At 62.9% G+C, this 18,482-nt stretch carries 18 protein-coding genes; 4 read left to right on the top strand and 14 right to left on the bottom strand.

Translation table 11 applies throughout. The annotated features are described in order from the left end of the window. Positions 1 to 5 precede the first annotated feature (5 nt). Both PAN08_RS02625 and glmU read right to left on the bottom strand, forming a co-directional pair. A complete protein-coding gene (locus tag PAN08_RS02625) occupies positions 6 to 584 on the bottom strand; it encodes a GNAT family N-acetyltransferase (RefSeq protein ID WP_269790002.1) in 579 nt (192 codons plus the stop codon). Beyond that, a complete protein-coding gene (glmU, locus tag PAN08_RS02620; protein ID WP_269790001.1) occupies positions 553 to 1,920 on the bottom strand; it encodes a bifunctional UDP-N-acetylglucosamine diphosphorylase/glucosamine-1-phosphate N-acetyltransferase GlmU in 1,368 nt (455 codons plus the stop codon). Before glmU ends, PAN08_RS02625 begins: the two co-directional genes overlap by 32 nt. 103 nt (positions 1,921 to 2,023) lie before the next feature. On the opposite strand from glmU, the gene PAN08_RS02615 reads away from it, so the two are divergent. From PAN08_RS02615 to PAN08_RS02605, 3 genes are read left to right on the top strand one after another with little or no spacing between them, the layout of a single operon-like run. Next, positions 2,024 to 3,997, top strand: coding sequence for a hypothetical protein (locus tag PAN08_RS02615; protein WP_269790000.1), 1,974 nt, complete (start codon positions 2,024 to 2,026; stop codon positions 3,995 to 3,997). After that, positions 3,994 to 4,371 carry a GtrA family protein gene (locus PAN08_RS02610; RefSeq protein WP_269789999.1) on the top strand — a complete coding sequence of 126 codons (378 nt, stop codon included), beginning with the start codon at positions 3,994 to 3,996 and terminating at the stop codon, positions 4,369 to 4,371. Before PAN08_RS02615 ends, PAN08_RS02610 begins: the two co-directional genes overlap by 4 nt. 3 nt (positions 4,372 to 4,374) lie before the next feature. Then, complete coding sequence (locus PAN08_RS02605; protein WP_269789998.1) at positions 4,375 to 5,373, top strand: glycosyltransferase family 2 protein; 999 nt, start codon at positions 4,375 to 4,377, stop codon at positions 5,371 to 5,373. A gap of 205 nt (positions 5,374 to 5,578) precedes the next feature. Here PAN08_RS02605 and PAN08_RS02600 read toward each other — a convergent pair whose 3' ends face one another. From PAN08_RS02600 to PAN08_RS02560, 9 genes are all read right to left on the bottom strand, one after another. Next, positions 5,579 to 6,004 (bottom strand): F0F1 ATP synthase subunit epsilon, encoded by a 426-nt coding sequence (locus PAN08_RS02600; RefSeq protein ID WP_269789997.1) that lies wholly within the window; start codon positions 6,002 to 6,004, stop codon positions 5,579 to 5,581. A 120-nt stretch (positions 6,005 to 6,124) separates the two neighbouring features. Continuing rightward, positions 6,125 to 7,531 (bottom strand): F0F1 ATP synthase subunit beta, encoded by a 1,407-nt coding sequence (gene atpD / locus PAN08_RS02595; RefSeq protein ID WP_269789996.1) that lies wholly within the window; start codon positions 7,529 to 7,531, stop codon positions 6,125 to 6,127. A gap of 38 nt (positions 7,532 to 7,569) precedes the next feature. Continuing rightward, positions 7,570 to 8,433, bottom strand: a complete 864-nt coding sequence (gene atpG, locus PAN08_RS02590) for a F0F1 ATP synthase subunit gamma (RefSeq protein WP_269789995.1) — start codon at positions 8,431 to 8,433, stop codon at positions 7,570 to 7,572. A 71-nt stretch (positions 8,434 to 8,504) separates the two neighbouring features. Further along, positions 8,505 to 10,052 (bottom strand): F0F1 ATP synthase subunit alpha, encoded by a 1,548-nt coding sequence (gene atpA, locus PAN08_RS02585; protein WP_269789994.1) that lies wholly within the window; start codon positions 10,050 to 10,052, stop codon positions 8,505 to 8,507. Between the two features lie 45 nt (positions 10,053 to 10,097). Then, positions 10,098 to 10,625 (bottom strand): F0F1 ATP synthase subunit delta, encoded by a 528-nt coding sequence (locus PAN08_RS02580; protein ID WP_269789993.1) that lies wholly within the window; start codon positions 10,623 to 10,625, stop codon positions 10,098 to 10,100. A gap of 3 nt (positions 10,626 to 10,628) precedes the next feature. After that, complete coding sequence (locus PAN08_RS02575; RefSeq protein WP_269789992.1) at positions 10,629 to 11,099, bottom strand: F0F1 ATP synthase subunit B; 471 nt, start codon at positions 11,097 to 11,099, stop codon at positions 10,629 to 10,631. A gap of 113 nt (positions 11,100 to 11,212) precedes the next feature. Beyond that, the gene (atpE, locus tag PAN08_RS02570) at positions 11,213 to 11,515 is read right to left on the bottom strand and encodes a F0F1 ATP synthase subunit C (protein ID WP_057635707.1); all 303 of its coding nucleotides are present in this window, start codon (positions 11,513 to 11,515) and stop codon (positions 11,213 to 11,215) included. A 73-nt stretch (positions 11,516 to 11,588) separates the two neighbouring features. Beyond that, complete coding sequence (gene atpB, locus PAN08_RS02565) at positions 11,589 to 12,386, bottom strand: F0F1 ATP synthase subunit A (RefSeq protein WP_269789991.1); 798 nt, start codon at positions 12,384 to 12,386, stop codon at positions 11,589 to 11,591. Positions 12,387 to 12,411: 25 nt separating this feature from the next. Beyond that, the gene (locus tag PAN08_RS02560) at positions 12,412 to 12,777 is read right to left on the bottom strand and encodes an ATP synthase subunit I (protein ID WP_269789990.1); all 366 of its coding nucleotides are present in this window, start codon (positions 12,775 to 12,777) and stop codon (positions 12,412 to 12,414) included. Positions 12,778 to 13,195: 418 nt separating this feature from the next. Between PAN08_RS02560 and PAN08_RS02555 the strand changes: the two genes are divergently transcribed. Further along, a complete protein-coding gene (locus PAN08_RS02555; protein WP_269789989.1) occupies positions 13,196 to 14,020 on the top strand; it encodes a hypothetical protein in 825 nt (274 codons plus the stop codon). Between the two features lie 245 nt (positions 14,021 to 14,265). Here the strand turns inward: PAN08_RS02555 and lpdA are convergent, their stop codons facing one another. The 3 genes from lpdA to aceF are packed head-to-tail and all read right to left on the bottom strand — an operon-like array spanning position 14,266 to position 18,463. Then, positions 14,266 to 16,413 (bottom strand): dihydrolipoyl dehydrogenase, encoded by a 2,148-nt coding sequence (lpdA, locus tag PAN08_RS02550; RefSeq protein ID WP_269789988.1) that lies wholly within the window; start codon positions 16,411 to 16,413, stop codon positions 14,266 to 14,268. A 17-nt stretch (positions 16,414 to 16,430) separates the two neighbouring features. Then, on the bottom strand, positions 16,431 to 17,072 hold the full coding sequence (locus tag PAN08_RS02545; RefSeq protein WP_269789987.1) for a hypothetical protein: 642 nt from the start codon (positions 17,070 to 17,072) through the stop codon (positions 16,431 to 16,433). A 14-nt stretch (positions 17,073 to 17,086) separates the two neighbouring features. Beyond that, complete coding sequence (gene aceF / locus PAN08_RS02540) at positions 17,087 to 18,463, bottom strand: dihydrolipoyllysine-residue acetyltransferase (RefSeq protein WP_269789986.1); 1,377 nt, start codon at positions 18,461 to 18,463, stop codon at positions 17,087 to 17,089. Positions 18,464 to 18,482: the final 19 nt, after the last annotated feature.

The following is an 18,482-nucleotide window of genomic DNA, read 5'->3' as shown; positions in this document are numbered from 1 at the left end:
GCACGTCACGGTTGTGCGGAGCCATGCTCCGCAATGACGTTGCCACCCGCGCAAAGCTCCCGCAGCATCGCCACACGCAGCGCCATCGGAAAGCCCGCAGCCGCCTCTTCGGCCATCACCCTGTGCATACCGGCACTCCACGCCTCACGCGGCCACACCCGGAAACCTTCGCTCGCATAAAAGCGGCCATTCCACGGCACATCGCTCAATGTCGTCAGCACCACGCGACGATGTCCGCGCTCGATCGCCTGCCCCAACGCATGCCGCAGCAGAGCACGCCCGTGACCCTTACCGCCTTGTTCGGGCAGCACATCCATCTGTTGAATGTGGAGGTCGTCATCCAGCGTGCCTGCTAGCAGATAGCCCACAACGTCGCCGGTGTCTCCTTCAATCACCCACAGCAATCGCTGCCGCATGCCGTGCTCGAATGCGTCCAGATCCGTCGGCGAAGCAGCGAAGACTGCGTCTGCGGGATGCCCACGCAGACGCTCGCCAGCGCGCAGTTCGATCACCCGCAGCAGCGCGAGATCCTCGCGCCGTGCCAGGCGCGGCTCAGCTTTTCTTGATGGGTCGTACCCAGCCATCGATCGTCTGCTGGCGGCTGCGCGCCACGGTCAGCTTGTCGGACGGCGCAGTGCGGGTGATGACCGAGCCGGCGCCGATGGTCGCGCCGTCTTCCAGCGTCACCGGTGCCACCAGCGAGCTGTTGGAGCCGACGAACACCTTGTCACCGATGATGGTCTGGAACTTGTTCACACCGTCGTAGTTGCAGGTGATGGTGCCGGCGCCGATGTTGGTGCCGCTGCCAATCACCGCATCACCCAGGTACGTCAGGTGGTTGGCCTTGCTGCCCTTGCCCAGGCTGACCTTTTTTGTCTCGACGAAGTTGCCTACGTGCACACCCTCCGCCAATACCGTCCCTGGGCGCAGACGTGCGAATGGTCCGATCTGCGCGGCACCTTCGGCAATCACGCCTTCCAGATCGCAATGCGCGCGCACTTCGGTGCCGGCGCCCAACTTGACGTCCTTCAAACGTACAAACGGGCCGATGCGCACGCCATCTCCCAGTTCAACCTCACCTTCCAGCACCACGTTGGCATCGATCTGCACATCACGGCCCACCTTCACCGTGCCGCGCTGATCAAAGCGCGACGGGTCCAGCAAGCGCGCCCCCTGCTCACACAGCGCCTTGGCCGCACGCAGTTGCCACGCACGTTCCAGCTGCGACAGCTGCCACGGATCATTCGCACCTTCGGCTTCCTGCGCATCGGCCACATACACCAGCTCGGCCGGCGTGTACTCGGCCGCGGCGAAGGCAAACACGTCGGTCAGGTAATACTCGCCCTGTGCATTGGCATTGGACAGCGAGCCCAACCAGCGCCGCAGCGCCGTCGACTCGGCGGTGATGATGCCGGTGTTGATGGTGCGGATGCGCTTCTGCTCATCGCTGGCATCCTTCTGCTCGACGATGGCTGCCACCTTGCCCTCGGCATCGCGCACGATGCGTCCGTAACCGGCCGGGTTCTCCAACTCGGCTACCAGCACCGCCAGCCGCGGCGAATCTGTCAGCAACGCTTTCAACGTGTCAGCCCGCATCAACGGGACATCGCCATACAGCACCAGCACCTGTGCGGTGTCGGGCACATCCGGCATGGCCTGCTGCACCGCATGGCCAGTACCCAGTTGTTCCTTCTGCTCGGCCCAGGTCAGATCCTGCTGGTCGGCGAATGCCGCCCGTACCGCCTCACCGCCATGCCCATAGACCAGGTGAATACCTGCCGGCTGCAACTGGCGGGCAATGGCAATCACGTGCGCCAGCATCGGCTGCCCTGCGATCGGTTGCAGCACCTTCGGCAATGCCGACTTCATGCGCTTGCCTGCGCCAGCGGCGAGGATGATTACGTGCAAGGGTTGAGTCATTGGTTCCACCTGACTAATCCGTCTGGAGTTCTTTGGTCGGCTGATAGCATAGGCGAACTCACACCTTGCTCTGCAGGAATGTATGGAAGCAACAACACAACGTATGGAACGCGCCCTGCTTTGGCTTGGCCCTGTGGCGGTCTTGATCGGGCTGGCATCGCCCCATCTGTGGGAACAGTGGTCGCCCACCCGGCTCACGGATCTGCTGTTGCTCGCGCTGCCGGTCTGGGGCCTGGCGTGGTTGCTGGGGCGCGTTCGTCGCAGTCCGCAGGCCAACTGGCTGCTGGTGCTGTGGGCGGTCATGCTTCTCGTCCTGGCCGGTCCCCTGCCAACACTGATGACCGCCGTGTTGATCCTGGCGGCCATCGCATTGGGCGGAAGGTTGCTGCCACGGGGACCGGCGGCCTTGCAGGGCCTGCTCGGCATCCTGCTGCTGGCGGGTACCGCAGGCTGGCTGTTGACCCTGCCGATTCACTACAACTGGAGCTACCTGATTCTCTGCATCGGGCTGGTGCTGGCGCGCAGGCGCGAGCTGCTCAACACGCTGCGCGGTGCGCGCAATGAATGGAGGGAAGCGGTCACTGCATCACCCCGGCTTGCGGCGTTCTGCGTGCTCGTCATCGGGCTTGCCGCCGCCAGCTGCTGGCTGCCCACGATGCAGGAAGATGATCTGGCCTACCACCTGCGCTTGGCATGGCAGCTGCAACAGCAAGGGTTCTACGCGCCATCACCGGAGCATCAGGTCTGGGCACTCGCCCCTTGGACATCGGATGTGGTGCATGCCATCGCACAGCTGATGAGCGGCAGCGAAGCCCGTGGCCCGGTCAACATGTTCTGGCTGCTGACCCTGGCCTGTGGCCTGTGGCGTTTGTGCACACACCTGGGTGCACCGGTGCCCGCTCGTTGGCTCGCCGCAGCTGTCGCCATCAGTCAGCCGATGACCACCGCCTTGGCCAGCGGCATGCAGACCGAACTTCCCACCGCTGCAGCATTGGTCTGGTTGTTCGCCCTGGTGGCAGGACCGCGTGATGGCAGCTTCCGTTTCTGGCTCGCGCTCGCGGTGCTGGCGGGCGGGCTGATGAGCATCAAGACCACGTCAGCGGTGATGGCCCTCATCCCGTTGTTGTGGGCATTGTTCCGCCATCCTTGGCCGTCATTGCCGCGGATCGGCGCAGTACTCGTGGTGGGTCTGCTGATCGCGGGTTCAAGCTATCTCCAGGCGTTCCTGCTCACCGGAAACCCGGTGTTGCCGCTGTTCAATGCCTGGTTCAAGTCGCCTTATTTTGCGCCCGTCAATTTCTTTGACGACCGCTGGTACACGGGCTTCGGTCCTACGCTGTTCTGGGACATGAGCTTCCATACCCACCTCCACGATGGTGCCAACGACGGCGGCGGCAGCTTCCTGCTCATCGCACTCGCCGGCCCCTGGCTGCTGGCCCTGGTTCACCGGCAGACCCGCATTGCTGCTTTGGCTGCCACCTGCGTGCTGGTATTGCCGCTGATCCCGCTGCAGTACATGCGTTACGCCTATCCGGGGCTGGCGGTGCTGTCCGCCGTGCTGGTCAGCGCTGCGTTCTCGGTCGATGCGCGACGCGCCGCCTGGATCGCCATCGGACTGTGCGTGCTGCACCTGGGCTTCCAGGCCAATGCCTACTGGACCCTGCGCTATGGGGCGATCAAACAAGCGGTGAAAGCCGCCGGCCGCGACGAACCGTTGTACAAGCGCTACGCGCCCGAGCGCATCTTCGCCCACCAGATCCGCAAGGCCGGCGGCCCAACCGGCAACGTATTGCTGCTGGATCCTGCCTATGGCTTCTTTGCCGAATTCGGTACGCGTGGACGCAACATCAGCTGGTACTCGCCACCGCTGCTGGCCGCTGCCGGCGACGCCGACAAGGATCCGACGGGACAGGCTTGGGTCGCCTTGATGCAGCGCGAGAACGTCCATGACGTCATCTTGCGCACCAACAGTGTCACGCCTGCCCAACGTGAAGCGCTGCACGCAGCAGGCGCCACACAGCGGGGAACAATCAAGGAAAGCGAATGGTGGTCGCTGCCGGAAGCTGGCAAGCAATGACACTGGCACGGCAAAGTTGGCTGTTCCTGCTGATGGGGTTCCTGCAATGGATCCTCGACTGGCTGGTGACCGTTGGGCTGAGCCATGCCGGCATGTCGCTGGAAATCGCCAACGTCTGCGGCCGGCTCATCGGGGCCATGTTCGGCTTCTGGTTGAATGGCACCTTCACCTTCTCGTCGAGCCGACCACTGGGACGCCAGCAGTTGCTGCGTTTCGCCCTGGCCTGGGCTGCGCTTACGGTCATCAGCACCTGGGGCGTCGGTTACGTCGGGCGCAGTGTGGGCCTGGAGGCTGCCTGGCTGGCCAAACCGCTGATCGAGGCCGTACTCGCCGTCATCAGCTTCTTCATCTCGCGTCACTGGATCTATCGCTGAGCCATGAATTCCAACCGTCGCATCGCCATCGTCATTCCCTGTTTCAGGGTCCGTGACCAGATATTGCAGGTCATTGCCGGCATCGGCGCGGAAGTCGGCTGGATCTATGTGGTCGATGACGCCTGTCCAGAACAGACCGGCGCGTGGGTCAGCGCGAACTGCAGCGACCCGCGCGTGGTTGTCATCACCCACGCGCAGAGCCAGGGTGTGGGTGGCGCCACGCTGACCGGCTACCGCCACGCCATCGGTTCTGGTGCCGACGCGGTGGTCAAACTCGACGGTGACGGACAGATGGACCCGGCGTTGATCCTGCGTATCGCCGGGCCGCTGCTGGCAGGTCATGCCGACTACGCCAAGGGCAACCGCTTCCATCGCCTCGCCTTCGTCCGTGGCATGCCCTGGGTGCGGCTGCTCGGTAATGCCATGTTGTCGTTCATGACCAAACTGTCCAGCGGCTACTGGCAGATTGCCGATCCCACCAATGGCTTCACTGCCATCCGTCGCGAGCTACTGGCCGAGCTGGAACTTGAACGCATCGCGCGGCGTTACTTCTTCGAGTCCGATCTGCTCTACCACCTCAACCAGCTTCGCGCGGTCGTGGTGGACGTCCCGATGCAAGCCCGTTACGAGGGTGAACCCAGTAGCCTGCGGCCCACGCGAGTGATTGGCCCGTTCCTGCATGGCCACCTGCGCAACACCGTGCGACGGATTGGCTACAGCTATCTACTGCGAGGTTTCTCGGTCGCCAGTGTCGAGCTGGGGCTGGGTAGCGCTCTGCTATTCGGCGGCACAGCGTTCGGTTTGTGGCACTGGATCGGTTCGACCGACAGCGGGGTTCCGGCCACCGCCGGCACGGTGATGCTGGCCGCGTTGCCGATCATTGTCGGCGTGCAGATGCTGTTGTCCTGGCTCAACTTCGATGTGGCTGCCGAACCGCGCTCGCCCGTGCATGCACTGCTGGGCGACCGGCAGTCCACGCAGAGTGATACAGACGTGGCGTGACACCACCAGCAGCGGCCAGGCGCGTGCAGCTTGCCGCCCTGAGAGGCCCGCGATCACAGCGCCATCGATTCGCCGAACCAACCAGCTGCGCATTCGTCGACCGCATTGCGGGTGAGAACGATAGCGATTCATTCAACGGGAACTGAAAAATACAAACAAAAACGCCGGCACATGGCCGGCGTTTCTGCGTGCGCTGCGGGCAACCTCAGTGCTTGAGGGTGCGACGCAGGCGCTCCAGCGCTTGCAGCTGCGCGGTGACTTCGGCCAGACGCTGCTGTGCTTCGGCCAGCTCCATGGCTTCGCCACGGTTGGCGAGCACGCGCTCGGCTTCTTCCTTGGCCTTGCGGACAGCGGCTTCGTCGATGTCGGTTGCGCGGATGGCGGTGTCGGCCAGCACGGTCACGACCTGCGGCTGAACCTCCAGGATGCCGCCGGAAATGGCGAAATCCAGGTGCTCGCCAGCGGCGGTAGTGACAACCACCTTGCCCGGCTTCAGGCGGGTGATCAGCGGTGCGTGCTTGGGCGCGATGCCCAGCTCGCCCAGCTCACCGGTAGCCACGACCAGGGTCGCTTCGCCGCTGAAGATCTGCTGCTCGGCACTGACGATGTCGCAACGGATGGTGCTAGTCATGGTTCATTTCTCAAAAGCGGAGTGGGGATCAGGGAGCCGGGAAGGGAAGCGCGCTACGCGACGCTTCCGTTGGAACAAGGACAAGCAGTCCCTGTTCCTGATTCCCTGTTCCAGGCTTCCTTAGGCCTTTTCGGCCATCTTCTTGGCCTTTTCGACCGCTTCTTCGATGCTGCCGACCATGTAGAACGCCTGCTCCGGCAGATGGTCGTACTCGCCATCGACGATAGCCTTGAAGCCACGGATGGTGTCCTTCAGCGACACGTACTTGCCCGGCGAGCCGGTGAACACTTCGGCCACGTGGAACGGCTGGCTGAAGAAGCGCTCGATCTTGCGGGCGCGGGTCACGGCCTGCTTGTCTTCTTCGGACAGTTCGTCCATGCCCAGGATGGCGATGATGTCCTTCAGTTCCTTGTACTTCTGCAAGGTCTGCTGGACGCGCTGGGCGGTTTCGTAATGCTCGGCACCGATGACCTGCGGGTCCATCTGGCGCGAGGTCGAATCCAGCGGATCCACGGCCGGGTAGATACCCAGCGAGGCAATCGAACGCGACAGGGTCACGGTCGAATCCAAGTGGGCGAACGTGGTGGCCGGCGACGGATCGGTCAAGTCATCGGCGGGCACGTACACGGCCTGGATCGAGGTGATGGAACCGGTCTTGGTCGAGGTGATGCGCTCCTGCAGGACGCCCATTTCCTCAGCCAGGGTCGGCTGGTAACCCACGGCCGACGGCATACGGCCCAGCAGTGCCGACACTTCGGTACCGGCCAGCGTGTAGCGGTAGATGTTATCGACGAACAACAGCACGTCCTTGCCCTTGCCGTTCTCGTCCTTCTCGTCACGGAAGTACTCAGCCATGGTCAGGCCGGTCAGTGCGACGCGCAGACGGTTGCCCGGCGGCTCGTTCATCTGGCCGTACACCATCGCGACCTTGTCCAGAACGTTGGAGTCCTTCATCTCGTGGTAGAAGTCGTTGCCCTCACGGGTACGCTCACCCACGCCGGCGAACACGGACAAGCCGCTGTGCGCCTTGGCGATGTTGTTGATCAGCTCCATCATGTTGACGGTCTTGCCGACGCCGGCACCGCCGAACAGGCCGACCTTGCCGCCCTTGGCGAACGGGCACATCAGGTCGATCACCTTGATGCCGGTTTCCAGCAGCTCGGTGGAGGACGACTGGTCTTCGTACGACGGAGCAGCACGGTGGATTTCCCACGTATCCGAAGCGGCAACCGGGCCGGCTTCGTCGATCGGGCGACCCAGCACGTCCATGATGCGGCCCAGGGTGCCTGCACCCACCGGCACGGAGATGCCGCGACCGGTGTTGTTGGCAACCAGGCCACGCTTCAGGCCGTCGGTGGAGCCCAGCGCAATCGCGCGGACGATGCCGTCGCCGAGCTGCTGCTGCACTTCCAGTGTAATTTCGGTGCCTTCCACCTGCAGCGCGTCGTACACACGCGGTACGTCGCTGCGCGGGAATTCGATGTCGACGACCGCGCCGATGATCTGAACGATCTTGCCCTGACTCATTGCTGCATCCTCTAAATGTGTGCTTTGAACGAACGCGATCAGACTGCTGCCGCGCCGCTGACGATTTCGGAGATTTCCTGGGTGATCGCTGCCTGGCGGGCCTTGTTGTAGACCAACTGCAGGGTTCCGATCAGCTTGTTCGCGTTGTCGCTCGCCGCCTTCATCGCCACCATGCGTGCCGCATGCTCGGAAGCAACGTTCTCCAGCAGGGCCTGGTATACCAGCGACTCGATGTAGCGGGTGATCACGTGCTCCAGCACGGTCGCCGCATCGGGTTCGTAGAGGTAATCCCAGTCGTGCGAGGCCACCTGCGTCTCGCTGGCCGGCAACGGCAACAGCTGATCGAAGCTGGCCTTCTGCGTCATCGTGTTGATGAAGCGGTTGTAGACCACGTACACGCGGTCGACCTTGCCTTCGGTGTAGGCATCGAGCATGACCTTGATCACGCCGATCAACGTTTCCAGCTGCGGGTTGTCACCGATATGGGTGACGCTGCCGACCATGTTCACGTTGACGCGACGGAAGAACACGCTGGCCTTCTGGCCCACGGTCACCATGTCGATCTCGGCGCCCTTTTCCTGCCAGCCGCGCATTTCTGCCACAGCCTTCCGGAACAGGTTGTTGTTCAGGCCGCCAGCCAGACCGCGATCGGAAGAGATCACGATGTAGCCCACACGCTTGACGTTTTCACGCTCAACCAGGAACGGGTGCTGGAAATCGGTGCTGGCCTGGGCCAGGTGACCGATGACCTGCTTCATCGCCTGCGCGTACGGACGCGAGGTCTTCATCCGATCCTGCGCCTTGCGGATCTTGGAGGCCGAGACCATCTCGAGCGCGCGCGTCACCTTGCGGGTGTTCTGCACGCTCTTGATCTTGGTTTTGATTTCGCGTCCGCTTGCCATTTCTCGCTCGCTCTACTTACTTGGTTGAGGAGCAGCCGTGCGGCCGCTCCCTGCCGGTGACCGCTTTGCGATTACCAGCTGCCAGTGGTCTTGAACTCGGAGATGCCCTTCTTGAAAGCGGCTTCAATCTCGTCGTTCCAGGCACCGGTGGCGTTGATCTTGGAGACCAGCTCACCTGCGGTGTTGGCAAAGTGCGCGTGCAGGCCAGCTTCAAAGCCGAGCAGCTTGTTGACCGGCACATCGTCGAGGTAACCCTCGTTGACGGCGTAGATCGACAGCGCCTGGTCGGCGATCGGCATCGGCGCGTACTGCTTCTGCTTCATCAGCTCGGTGACGCGCTGACCGCGCTCCAGCTGCTTGCGGGTTGCTTCGTCCAGGTCCGAGGCGAACTGCGCAAACGCAGCCAGCTCACGGTACTGGGCCAGCGAGATACGAATACCGCCCGACAGCTTCTTGATGATCTTGGTCTGGGCTGCACCACCGACGCGCGACACCGAGATACCGGCGTTCACGGCCGGACGGATACCGGCGTTGAACAGGTCGGTTTCCAGGAAGATCTGGCCGTCGGTGATCGAGATCACGTTGGTCGGAACGAATGCGGAAACGTCGCCCGCCTGGGTTTCGATGATCGGCAGTGCCGTCAGCGAACCGGTCTTGCCGGTGACCTTGCCTTCGGTGAACTTCTCGACGTACTCCTCGGACACGCGGGCTGCGCGCTCGAGCAGACGGGAGTGGAGATAGAACACGTCACCCGGGTAGGCTTCGCGGCCCGGCGGGCGCTTCAGCAGCAGCGAGATCTGGCGGTAGGCAACGGCCTGCTTGGACAGATCGTCGTACACGATCAGGGCGTCTTCGCCACGGTCCATGAAGTACTCACCCATGGTGCAGCCGGAGTACGGGCTGATGTACTGCATCGCCGCCGATTCGGAAGCGGTAGCAGCCACGACCACGGTGTGGGCCAGCGCGCCGTTCTCTTCCAGCTTGCGCACGATGTTGGCAACGGTCGACGCCTTCTGGCCGATCGCGACGTACACGCACTTGATGCCGGTGCCCTTCTGGTTGATCACCGCATCGATGGCCATCGCGGTCTTGCCGGTCTGGCGGTCACCGATGATCAGCTCGCGCTGACCACGGCCGATCGGGATCATGGCGTCGACCGACTTGTAACCGGTCTGCACCGGCTGGTCGACGGACTTGCGCCAGATCACGCCCGGAGCAACGCGTTCCACCGGAGCGGTCTGCGAGGTGCCCAGCGGGCCCTTGCCGTCAATCGGCTCACCCAGCGCGTTCACGACGCGGCCGAGCACTTCCGGGCCCACCGGCACTTCCAGGATGCGGCCGGTGGTCTTGGCCACGTCGCCTTCGCGCAGGTGCTCGTAGTCACCCAGCACCACGGCGCCGACCGAGTCACGCTCCAGGTTCAGCGCCAGGGCGTAGGTGTTGTTCGGCAGTTCGATCATTTCGCCCTGCATCACGTCGGCCAGACCGTAGATGCGCACGATGCCGTCGGACACGCTGGTCACGGTGCCTTCGTTGCGCGATTCCGCGGACAGGGCGACCTTCTCGATGCGGTTCTTGATCAGTTCGCTGATTTCGGAGGGGTTGAGCGTGGTAGCCATCGTCAAGTCCTAGTGCCGGCAATCAAGCCGGACGTTAAATTGAATTCAGTGTGCGAGCGCGGTCTGCAGGCGCGACAGCTTGCCCTTGAGCGAACCATCGATAACCACATTGCCGGCATCGATCACGGCGCCGCCAATCAGCGAAGCGTCCACCGCGGTCGATACCTCGACATCGCGGCCGAAGCGCTTGCGCAGCGCGGCCTTGATCTTTTCCAGCTCGTCTGCCGACAGTTCGGCAGCCGAAGTCACCGTGGCCTTGAGCACGTTTTCGGCTTCGGCGCGCAGCTGGTCGAACAGTCCGGAAATTTCCGGCAGCAGTTGCAGACGGTGCGCCTCGGCCAGCAGCCCCAAGAAGCGGCTGTAGGTTTCACCTGCCGCCTCCGGAGTCAGCAGGGTGACGGCATCACCGCGACTCAGCTGAGGATTGGACAGCAGGGCCGACACGCGCGGATCGGCGGCAACGTGGGCGGAGAACGCAAGCGCGTCCGACCACGGCGCGAACTTGCCATCCTCGCGCGCAATCGCGAAAGCGGCGCGGGCATACGGGCGGGCAAGCGTGAGGGCCTGGCTCATCTATCAGATCTCCGCGGCCAGCTCGTCGAGCAGCGCCTTGTGGGCGTTGGCATCGATTTCGCGCTTGAGCAGCTTCTCGGCACCGCTCACAGCCAGTGCGGCAACCTGCTTGCGCAGATCTTCGCGGGCGCGATTGGCGGCAGCGTCGATTTCAGCCTTGGCCAGATCTTTCTGACGGTTGGCTTCGGCGACAGCTTCGTTCTTGGCGGCTTCAACGATCTGGTTGGCACGGACATGAGCCTGATCGATGATTTCGTTGGCCTTGCCACGGGCGTCTTTCAACGCTTCGTTGACCTTTTCCTGCGTCTGGGCCAGATCTTTCTGGCTGCGATCGGCAGCGGCCAAGCCTTCAGCGATCTTCTGCTGACGCTCTTCGATAGCCTTCATCAACGGCGGCCAGATCTTGGTCGCGATGATCCAGATCAGCGCGGCAAAGGCCAGGGCCTGTGCAATGAGGGTGAAATTGATATTCATGGATTAGCTCAGTCGCTGGTGTCGGGGGGTGGTTGCGCCGCCGGGGCGACGCAACCGAACCTTCATCCGAAGCCGGATGCCCGAAGGCACCCGGCCGTCTCACTGCAGCCGGATCAGCCTGCCAGCTTGGCGGCTTCGGCCAGCAGCGTCGAGGCCAGCGGGTTGGCGAAAGCCAGCAGCAGGCCAACGGCGACCGAGATGATGAACGCGGCGTCGATCAGGCCGGCGGTGATGAACATGCGGACCTGCAGGACCGGGATCAGTTCCGGCTGGCGAGCGGCCGACTCCAGGAACTTACCGGACATGATGGCCAGACCGAGGCCAGCACCCAGCGCGGCCAGGCCGATCATGATGCCAACGGCGAGGGCGGTGGAGCTCTGAACTTGGGCGAGGTTGGTCAGGACGGCGAAGTACATGGTTATCTCCAGGAACTTAAGTAGCTAAGGGTGATGAAACGGATGAAGGTTGAAACTGGTTGAAGCTTGTAACTCAGTGACTGTCTTCCGACAGGCTCAAGTACACGATGGACAACATCATGAAAATGAATGCCTGCAGCGGGATCACCAGCAGATGGAACAGCATCCAGCCAAAGCCGAATGCACCACCGGCAATGGCACCGAACACACCGGCACCACCCAGCACCCAGATCAGCAGGAAAACAATTTCGCCGCCGAACATGTTGCCGAACAGTCGCATCGCCAGAGAGATCGGCTTGCTCAGCCACTCGACGATGTTAAGGATCAGGTTGAACGGCATCATCCACTTGCCGAACGGGGCCGTCAGGAACTCCTTGATGAAACCCAGCACGCCCTTGGACTTGAGCGAGAAGAAGATCATCAGGAAGAACACGCTGATCGACATGCCCAGCGTGGCATTGACGTCAGCGGTCGGCACCGGCTTCCAGTAGTGGACGCCTGCCCATTCCAGCGGCTTGGAGATGAAGTCGGCCGGGATCATCTTGATGAGGTTCATCAACAGGATCCAGAAGAAGATGGTGATCGCGATCGGCGTTACCAGCTTGCTCTTGCCGTGATAGGTGTCCTTGGCCTGGCGGTCAACGAACTCCAGGCAGATTTCGACGAAGGCCTGCCACTTGCCCGGCACACCTGCCGTGGCCTTGCGGGTTGCCATCCAGAACGCGAACACCATCAGCAGGCCCATCAGGACTGCGGTAACGATGGTGTCAACGTGGATCGTCCAAAAACCACCGCCTTCACCGACCGGAGCGGTCAGGTTCTGCAAGTGATGCTGGATGTAGCTGGTAGGAGTTAGAGCCTCGCCCGCCATGTGTCCGTAACCTTTATGAATTCGATCAACGTCTGGCCAGAGCCAGGACTTGGAACATCATTCCCACCGCCAAACCCGCGAACAGCGGCAGCGCGGGAAGCTTCACCCAGACAAGGCCAATTGCAAACACGGCGATGACCAGTACCCATTTCAGCAACATCGCCAGAATCAGGCGCATCATTGCTGAACCAGCAGCCTGAACGCCGCCACCAAGTGCCATACGGGCTGAAATCCAGCCCCCTGCCACCACTGCCAGACCCGACGCCGCAGCGCCGATGGCGTACTTAGGCCCCACGAAGAGGAAGGCCAGAGCCAGGACAGCCACTGCTGCCAGCGGATAGACCGCGGCGCGCAACATCAGTCGCCGACCCGAGTCAACGGAGTTCAGCACGTCAAAGTGTCCTGCAAGGTGAAAGTGGGAACCGAATCGCGCGAAGGCGCCTCGTCGAGCCGCGAAAGTATAGCAGTGAGACATTTTGAGAGACAACCGGCATCTGGCATCCCTTTTGACTATGCAAGTTGCCGCAATTTCAGGATTTTCCCCCGACCAGCCCGCTTCAGCAGGCCCCGGATGCCGCAATGCAGCACCGGGAACTTCCTCTCTACGCCCCTGTCAGACCCCTGCGTCCGCCGCCATTACTCGTCGATGGAGACGGATCCGGGTGAGGTGGTGCTGTCGGTCCCCTGCAGCACCACCTCACCGCATTCATGCCTCGGCTTCCGTACACATCGCGTACACGCGTGGTCACGCCGACACTACGCACAACCCGCGATGGTCTTTGCTTCCACGCAACACGGAGGCAAAAACAATGCACAACTTCCGCTTCATTCCTGCACTCGCTCCCTGCGCACTGGCACTGGGCCTGTTCAGCGCCGCGACGGCGCATGCCGCCGAGGAAGACCCTCGCTTCACACTGCGGCTCGGTGCGATGAACATCGATACCGACAACACGATCCGCGGCAGCACCAGCATTGGTGGCCAGGATGTCAACTTGTCCGAAGATTTCAGCATGGGCGGCAAAGAGGGGGAGCCGCGCGTGGATGGCATGTTCCGCATCAGCGACCGGCAGCGCTTGATCTTTGACTACTTCAAGTACGACAAGGACCGCCGCGAGACGCTCGATGACACCGTCAGTTACGGTGACACCACGGTGCCGGCCGGCAGCTTCGTCAAGGGCGAACTGAAGTACCAGGTAGCCACGCTGGTCTACGACTACTCCGTGGTGGATAGCGAGACATTCGACTTCGGCCTGCAGCTGGGTGCCGAGTACGCCAAGATCAGCGCAGATGCCTATGCCGATCTTGGCGATCTCTACCAGGGGCGCTTCATCAATGAGAAGGCCGATGGCATTGCGCCGGTGGTCGGTGCACGCCTGACCTTCACGCCGTCCGAGCATTGGATGATCAACCTGCAAGGCCAGTACCTCAACACCAGTTGGGGCAACTTCGATGACTACAAAGGCGACCTGAGTCGCGCCAATGCCATCGTGCAATACAACTTCAACAAGAACTTCGGCATCTTCGCCGGCTATGACTGGTTCAAGCTCGATGCCGACAAGCGCGGCAGTGATGGTGTCATCGGCTTGAAGCAGGAATTCAAGGGACCGCTGGCGGGTGTGAGCCTGTCGTTCTGACCCACACGGCAGTGTCGAGCCATGCTTGGCAGCGGCTTTTTTGGTAAGGCCTCAGCGGAGCATGGCTCCGCTCTGCCGTTTTTGGTTTCGCATCCATGCAGTACCGGCTCGGTACGGCGCTGCACACCCTGATCGAATACTGGGCATTCCACCTGCATCGGTAGGCGGCGGTGGCAACATCACATTCCCTCGCCCCTTTCGAACGCCAGAAACAACGACGCCCCGGTGAGGGGGCGTCGTGTGGATCACTTCTTCTTCGGGATATACAGATCGGTGATGGTGCCGTCGTAAATCTCCGCCGCCATCGCCACCGATTCACTCAGCGTCGGGTGGGCGTGGATGGTGTGGCCGATATCTTCGGCTTCAGCACCCATCTCGATGGCCAAACCGATTTCGGCCAGCAACTCACCGGCATGCACACCGACGATGGCGCCGCCGATCACGCGATGGGTTTCTTCGTCGAAGATCAGCTTGGTGAAGCCTTCGGTACGACCAATGCCGATGGCGCGACCGCTGGCCGCCCACGGGAACTTGGCCACGCCCACCTTCAAACCCTTGGCCTTGGCCTCGGTTTCGGTGACGCCGACCCAGGCGATTTCCGGGTTGGTATACGCCACCGACGGAATCACGCGGGCCACCCATTCCTTCTTCTCGCCGAAGGCCACTTCGGCCGCCAGCTTGCCTTCGTGCGTGGCCTTGTGGGCCAGCATCGGATTACCGACGATGTCGCCGATGGCAAAGATGTGCGGCACGTTGGTACGCATCTGACGATCAACCGGAATGAAGCCGCGATCGGTCACTTCCACACCCGCCTTGTCGGCATCAATCTTCTTGCCATTGGCCGAGCGGCCCACAGCCACCAGCACGCGGTCGAAGGTGGCGCTTTCCATCGCCGGCTTGTCGCCTTCGGTAGCGGCTTCGAAGGTCACGGTGATGCCCTTCTTGTCAGCGGTGACGCCCGACGCCTTGGTCTTCAGGTGGACTTCGATGCCCTGCTTCTTCAGACGGTCAGCCAGCGGCTTGACCAGGTCCTTGTCGGCACCCGGCATCAGCTGGTCCATGAACTCGACCACCGTGACCTTGGCGCCCAGGGCGCTATAAACGGTGGCCATTTCCAAGCCGATGATGCCGCCGCCAACGACCAGCAGGGTCTTCGGCACTTCCGCCAGTTCCAGCGCGTCGGTGGAATCCATCACGCGCTTGTCGTCCCACGGGAAGTTCGGCAGCTTCACCGCCTGCGAACCGGCCGCGACGACGCATTGCTCGAAGCGCAACAGCTGGGTCTTGCCGTCGTCGCCGGTGATTTCCAGCTCGTTGGCAGAGACGAACTTGGCCACGCCCTGCACGGTGCGGATCTTGCGCTGCTTGGCCATGCCGGCCAGGCCCTTGGTCAGCTGACCGACAACCTTTTCCTTGTACTCGCGCAGCTTGTCCAAGCTGATCTTCGGCGCGCCGTACTCGATGCCCAGGTCACTGGCGTGCGAGGCGTGATCGATGATTTCAGCGGCGTGCAACAGCGCCTTGGACGGAATGCAGCCCACGTTGAGGCAGACGCCGCCGAGGTTGGCGTAACGCTCGATGAGCACGGTGTCCATGCCCAGGTCAGCCGAACGGAACGCGGCGGTATAGCCGCCCGGGCCGGCGCCCAGCACCACCAGGCGGCACTCGATGTCGGCTTTGCGACCGCTGGACGGCAGCGCCTTGGCAGCGACCGCCGGGTCCGGCGCGCGGTGCGACGGGGTCACCGGCGGCTTGCTGCCCGGTGCAGCTTTGCTGGCCGGAGCGGCGGCGGCGCCTTCAGCTTCCAGGATCACCACCACGTCGCCCTCGGACAACTTGTCGTCGAGCTTGACCTTGATTTCCTTGACCACCCCGGCTGCCGAGGACGGCACTTCCAGCGTTGCCTTGTCCGACTCCAGCGTGACCAGGCCCTGGTCCTTGACCACCGTGTCGCCCACAGCCACCAGGATTTCGATCACCGGCACACTGTCGTAGTCGCCGATGTCCGGCACCTTCACTTCGACCGGGCCGATCGCGGCCGGTGCGCTGACCGCTGCCGGAGCGACGGCGACAGGCTGCGCGGCCGAAGCCGGCGTCGCGACAGGCGCTGCCACTGGCGCAGGTGCGGCGGCGGGAGCAGGTGCGGCGGCTTCGCCTTCCGCTTCCAGAATCACCACCACGTCGCCTTCGGACAGCTTGTCGTCGAGCTTGACCTTGATTTCCTTGACCACACCCGATGCCGAGGACGGCACTTCCAGCGTCGCCTTGTCCGACTCCAGCGTGACCAGGCCCTGATCCTTCTTCACTGTGTCGCCCACCGCGACCAGGATTTCGATCACCGGCACACTGTCGTAATCGCCAATGTCCGGAACCTTGATTTCAATCGTCGCCATTGTTTTCTCCAGTGGGCTCAGCCGGCGTCTTCGCCGGAGAACCGGTTGTGCATCTTGTCGAGCGCGCGTTCGATAGCCTCGTAGCGCTTCTCGTACTTTTTGTCTTTGCTGTGCGCCAGTTCGGTCAGCAGTGCGGCCTGTTCCAGCAACGCCTCCAGCTGACCACAGCCCGGGCGCAGCCCGCTGTAACGCTCGCCGTTGATGGTGAAGGACACCACTTCGCCATCGGTGACCGGCGCACGCGCCGCCACTTCCGGCGTGGACAACGCCTGCGCCCAAACCTCGACCACGCGCTGCGCCAATGCCTCCGGCAACGGCGCCTGCGCGAATGATGGGCTCTGGTCCAGGCGCAGGTTCACCCCTACCCGGCTGGCACCGCTATTCCAGCTGTAAATGCGCTTTTCGGCCAGCCCCGCCAACACGGTCCATTGACCGTTGCTGGCATCACGACGCAGCAGCACCTGCGATTCCTCGCCACGCGCCGGCAACATCAGCAACGACAGCTCGTCTTCGGCCTGCCCGCCCAACAACTGCGATGCCGCCTGACCGTAGTTGCCCACGGCCGGCGGCCAGCCCTGGCCCACCACCGGCTCGCACTGACGTGCGGCCAGTGCGGGTGCAGCCAGCACGGCAAGCAGCGCAGCCAACACTGCGCGCATGGGCGCAGTGCGCATCACAGCAGGACGCGACGCATGTCGGCCAGCACCTGCGACAGGTAGGTGGTGAAACGCGCCGCCAACGCACCATCGATGACGCGGTGGTCGTAGCTCAGCGACAACGGCAGCATCAGCTTCGGCGCGAATTCCTTGCCGTTCCAGACCGGCTGGATCGACGACTTGGACACACCAAGGATGGCCACTTCCGGCGCATTGACGATCGGAGTGAACGCGGTGCCGCCAATGCCACCCAGCGAGCTGATCGAGAAGCAACCGCCACTCATGTCAGCCGGGCCCAACTTGCCGTCACGCGCCTTCTTGGCCAGCTCGCCGGATTCCTGCGCGATCTGCACCACACCCTTCTTGTCGACGTCGCGGATGACCGGGACGACCAGACCACTCGGGGTGTCGGCAGCGAAGCCGATGTTGAAGTACTTCTTCAGCGTGAGGTTTTCGCCGCTGGCATCCAGCGAGGCGTTGAACTCGGGGAATTTCTTCAGCGCCGCGGCACTGGCCTTGACCAGGAAGGCAAGCATGGTCAGCTTGATGCCGGCCTTCTCGTTTTCCTTGTTCAGCGCCACGCGCAGGGCTTCCAGGTCGGTGATGTCGGCCTGTTCGAACTGAGTGACGTGCGGAATCATTGCCCAGTTGCGGGCCAGGTTGGCACCGGAAATCTTCTTGATCCGCGACAACGGCTGGACTTCGACCTCGCCGAACTTGCTGAAGTCCACCTTCGGCCATGGCAGCAGGTTCAGGCCACCACCGGCTGCCACCGGCGCAGCGCCGGCAACCGAAACGCCGCCGGTAAGCACGCCCTTGACGAACTTCTGCACGTCCTCCTTGGTGATACGGCCACCCTTTTCGGTGCCCGACACCTGGTCTAGGTCGACGCCCAGCTCACGGGCGAACACGCGCACCGCCGGGCTGGCATACGGCACCTTGGACGGCAACACGCCTTCCGCATTGAACTGCACCGGCGGGCTGGCCGGCTTGCTGGCCGGCAATGCGGCTTCCTGCTGGATTTCGCGCTGGGCCAGCTTGTCCGGCACCGGCGCCACGGCTACCGGTTCGACCTTGGCGCCGGTTTCGGCGGTCGCTTCCACCTTGGCCGGGGCAGCCGGGGCAGCGGCAGCGGCTGGCTTTGCGTCCTCCTCGGCCACTTCGATCAGCGCCACGACCTTGCCCTCAGACAGGTTGTCGCCCACCTTGACCTTGATTTCCTTGACCACGCCAGACACCGACGAAGGCACTTCCATCGTGGCCTTGTCCGATTCCAACGTGACCAGGCCCTGGTCCTTCTTGACCGTATCGCCGACGGCGACCAGCACTTCGATCACCGGAATGTCGCTGTAGTCACCGATATCGGGGACAAGTGCTTCCTTGATTTCGGCCATGAAACTACTCCAGCAACAG

It is taken from the genome of Stenotrophomonas sp. Iso1 (genome assembly GCF_027497995.1).
Lineage (GTDB): Bacteria > Pseudomonadota > Gammaproteobacteria > Xanthomonadales > Xanthomonadaceae > Stenotrophomonas.
This window is presented reverse-complemented; position numbering and strand designations above follow the sequence as displayed.

What these genes read in the sequence shown, in the direction of transcription:
- atpG (WP_269789995.1), bottom strand. Translation starts at nt 8,433, where the DNA reads ATGGCAAGCGGACGCGAAATCAAAACCAAGATCAAGAGCGTGCAGAAC.
- PAN08_RS02625 (WP_269790002.1), bottom strand. Translation starts at nt 584, where the DNA reads ATGGCTGGGTACGACCCATCAAGAAAAGCTGAGCCGCGCCTGGCACGG.
- PAN08_RS02600 (WP_269789997.1), bottom strand. Translation starts at nt 6,004, where the DNA reads ATGACTAGCACCATCCGTTGCGACATCGTCAGTGCCGAGCAGCAGATC.
- aceF (WP_269789986.1), bottom strand. Translation starts at nt 18,463, where the DNA reads ATGGCCGAAATCAAGGAAGCACTTGTCCCCGATATCGGTGACTACAGC.
- PAN08_RS02615 (WP_269790000.1), top strand. Translation starts at nt 2,024, where the DNA reads ATGGAACGCGCCCTGCTTTGGCTTGGCCCTGTGGCGGTCTTGATCGGG.
- glmU (WP_269790001.1), bottom strand. Translation starts at nt 1,920, where the DNA reads ATGACTCAACCCTTGCACGTAATCATCCTCGCCGCTGGCGCAGGCAAG.
- PAN08_RS02605 (WP_269789998.1), top strand. Translation starts at nt 4,375, where the DNA reads ATGAATTCCAACCGTCGCATCGCCATCGTCATTCCCTGTTTCAGGGTC.
- PAN08_RS02580 (WP_269789993.1), bottom strand. Translation starts at nt 10,625, where the DNA reads ATGAGCCAGGCCCTCACGCTTGCCCGCCCGTATGCCCGCGCCGCTTTC.
- atpA (WP_269789994.1), bottom strand. Translation starts at nt 10,052, where the DNA reads ATGGCTACCACGCTCAACCCCTCCGAAATCAGCGAACTGATCAAGAAC.
- atpE (WP_057635707.1), bottom strand. Translation starts at nt 11,515, where the DNA reads ATGTACTTCGCCGTCCTGACCAACCTCGCCCAAGTTCAGAGCTCCACC.
- PAN08_RS02610 (WP_269789999.1), top strand. Translation starts at nt 3,994, where the DNA reads ATGACACTGGCACGGCAAAGTTGGCTGTTCCTGCTGATGGGGTTCCTG.
- PAN08_RS02545 (WP_269789987.1), bottom strand. Translation starts at nt 17,072, where the DNA reads ATGCGCGCAGTGTTGGCTGCGCTGCTTGCCGTGCTGGCTGCACCCGCA.
- atpB (WP_269789991.1), bottom strand. Translation starts at nt 12,386, where the DNA reads ATGGCGGGCGAGGCTCTAACTCCTACCAGCTACATCCAGCATCACTTG.
- PAN08_RS02575 (WP_269789992.1), bottom strand. Translation starts at nt 11,099, where the DNA reads ATGAATATCAATTTCACCCTCATTGCACAGGCCCTGGCCTTTGCCGCG.
- lpdA (WP_269789988.1), bottom strand. Translation starts at nt 16,413, where the DNA reads ATGGCGACGATTGAAATCAAGGTTCCGGACATTGGCGATTACGACAGT.
- PAN08_RS02555 (WP_269789989.1), top strand. Translation starts at nt 13,196, where the DNA reads ATGCACAACTTCCGCTTCATTCCTGCACTCGCTCCCTGCGCACTGGCA.
- atpD (WP_269789996.1), bottom strand. Translation starts at nt 7,531, where the DNA reads ATGAGTCAGGGCAAGATCGTTCAGATCATCGGCGCGGTCGTCGACATC.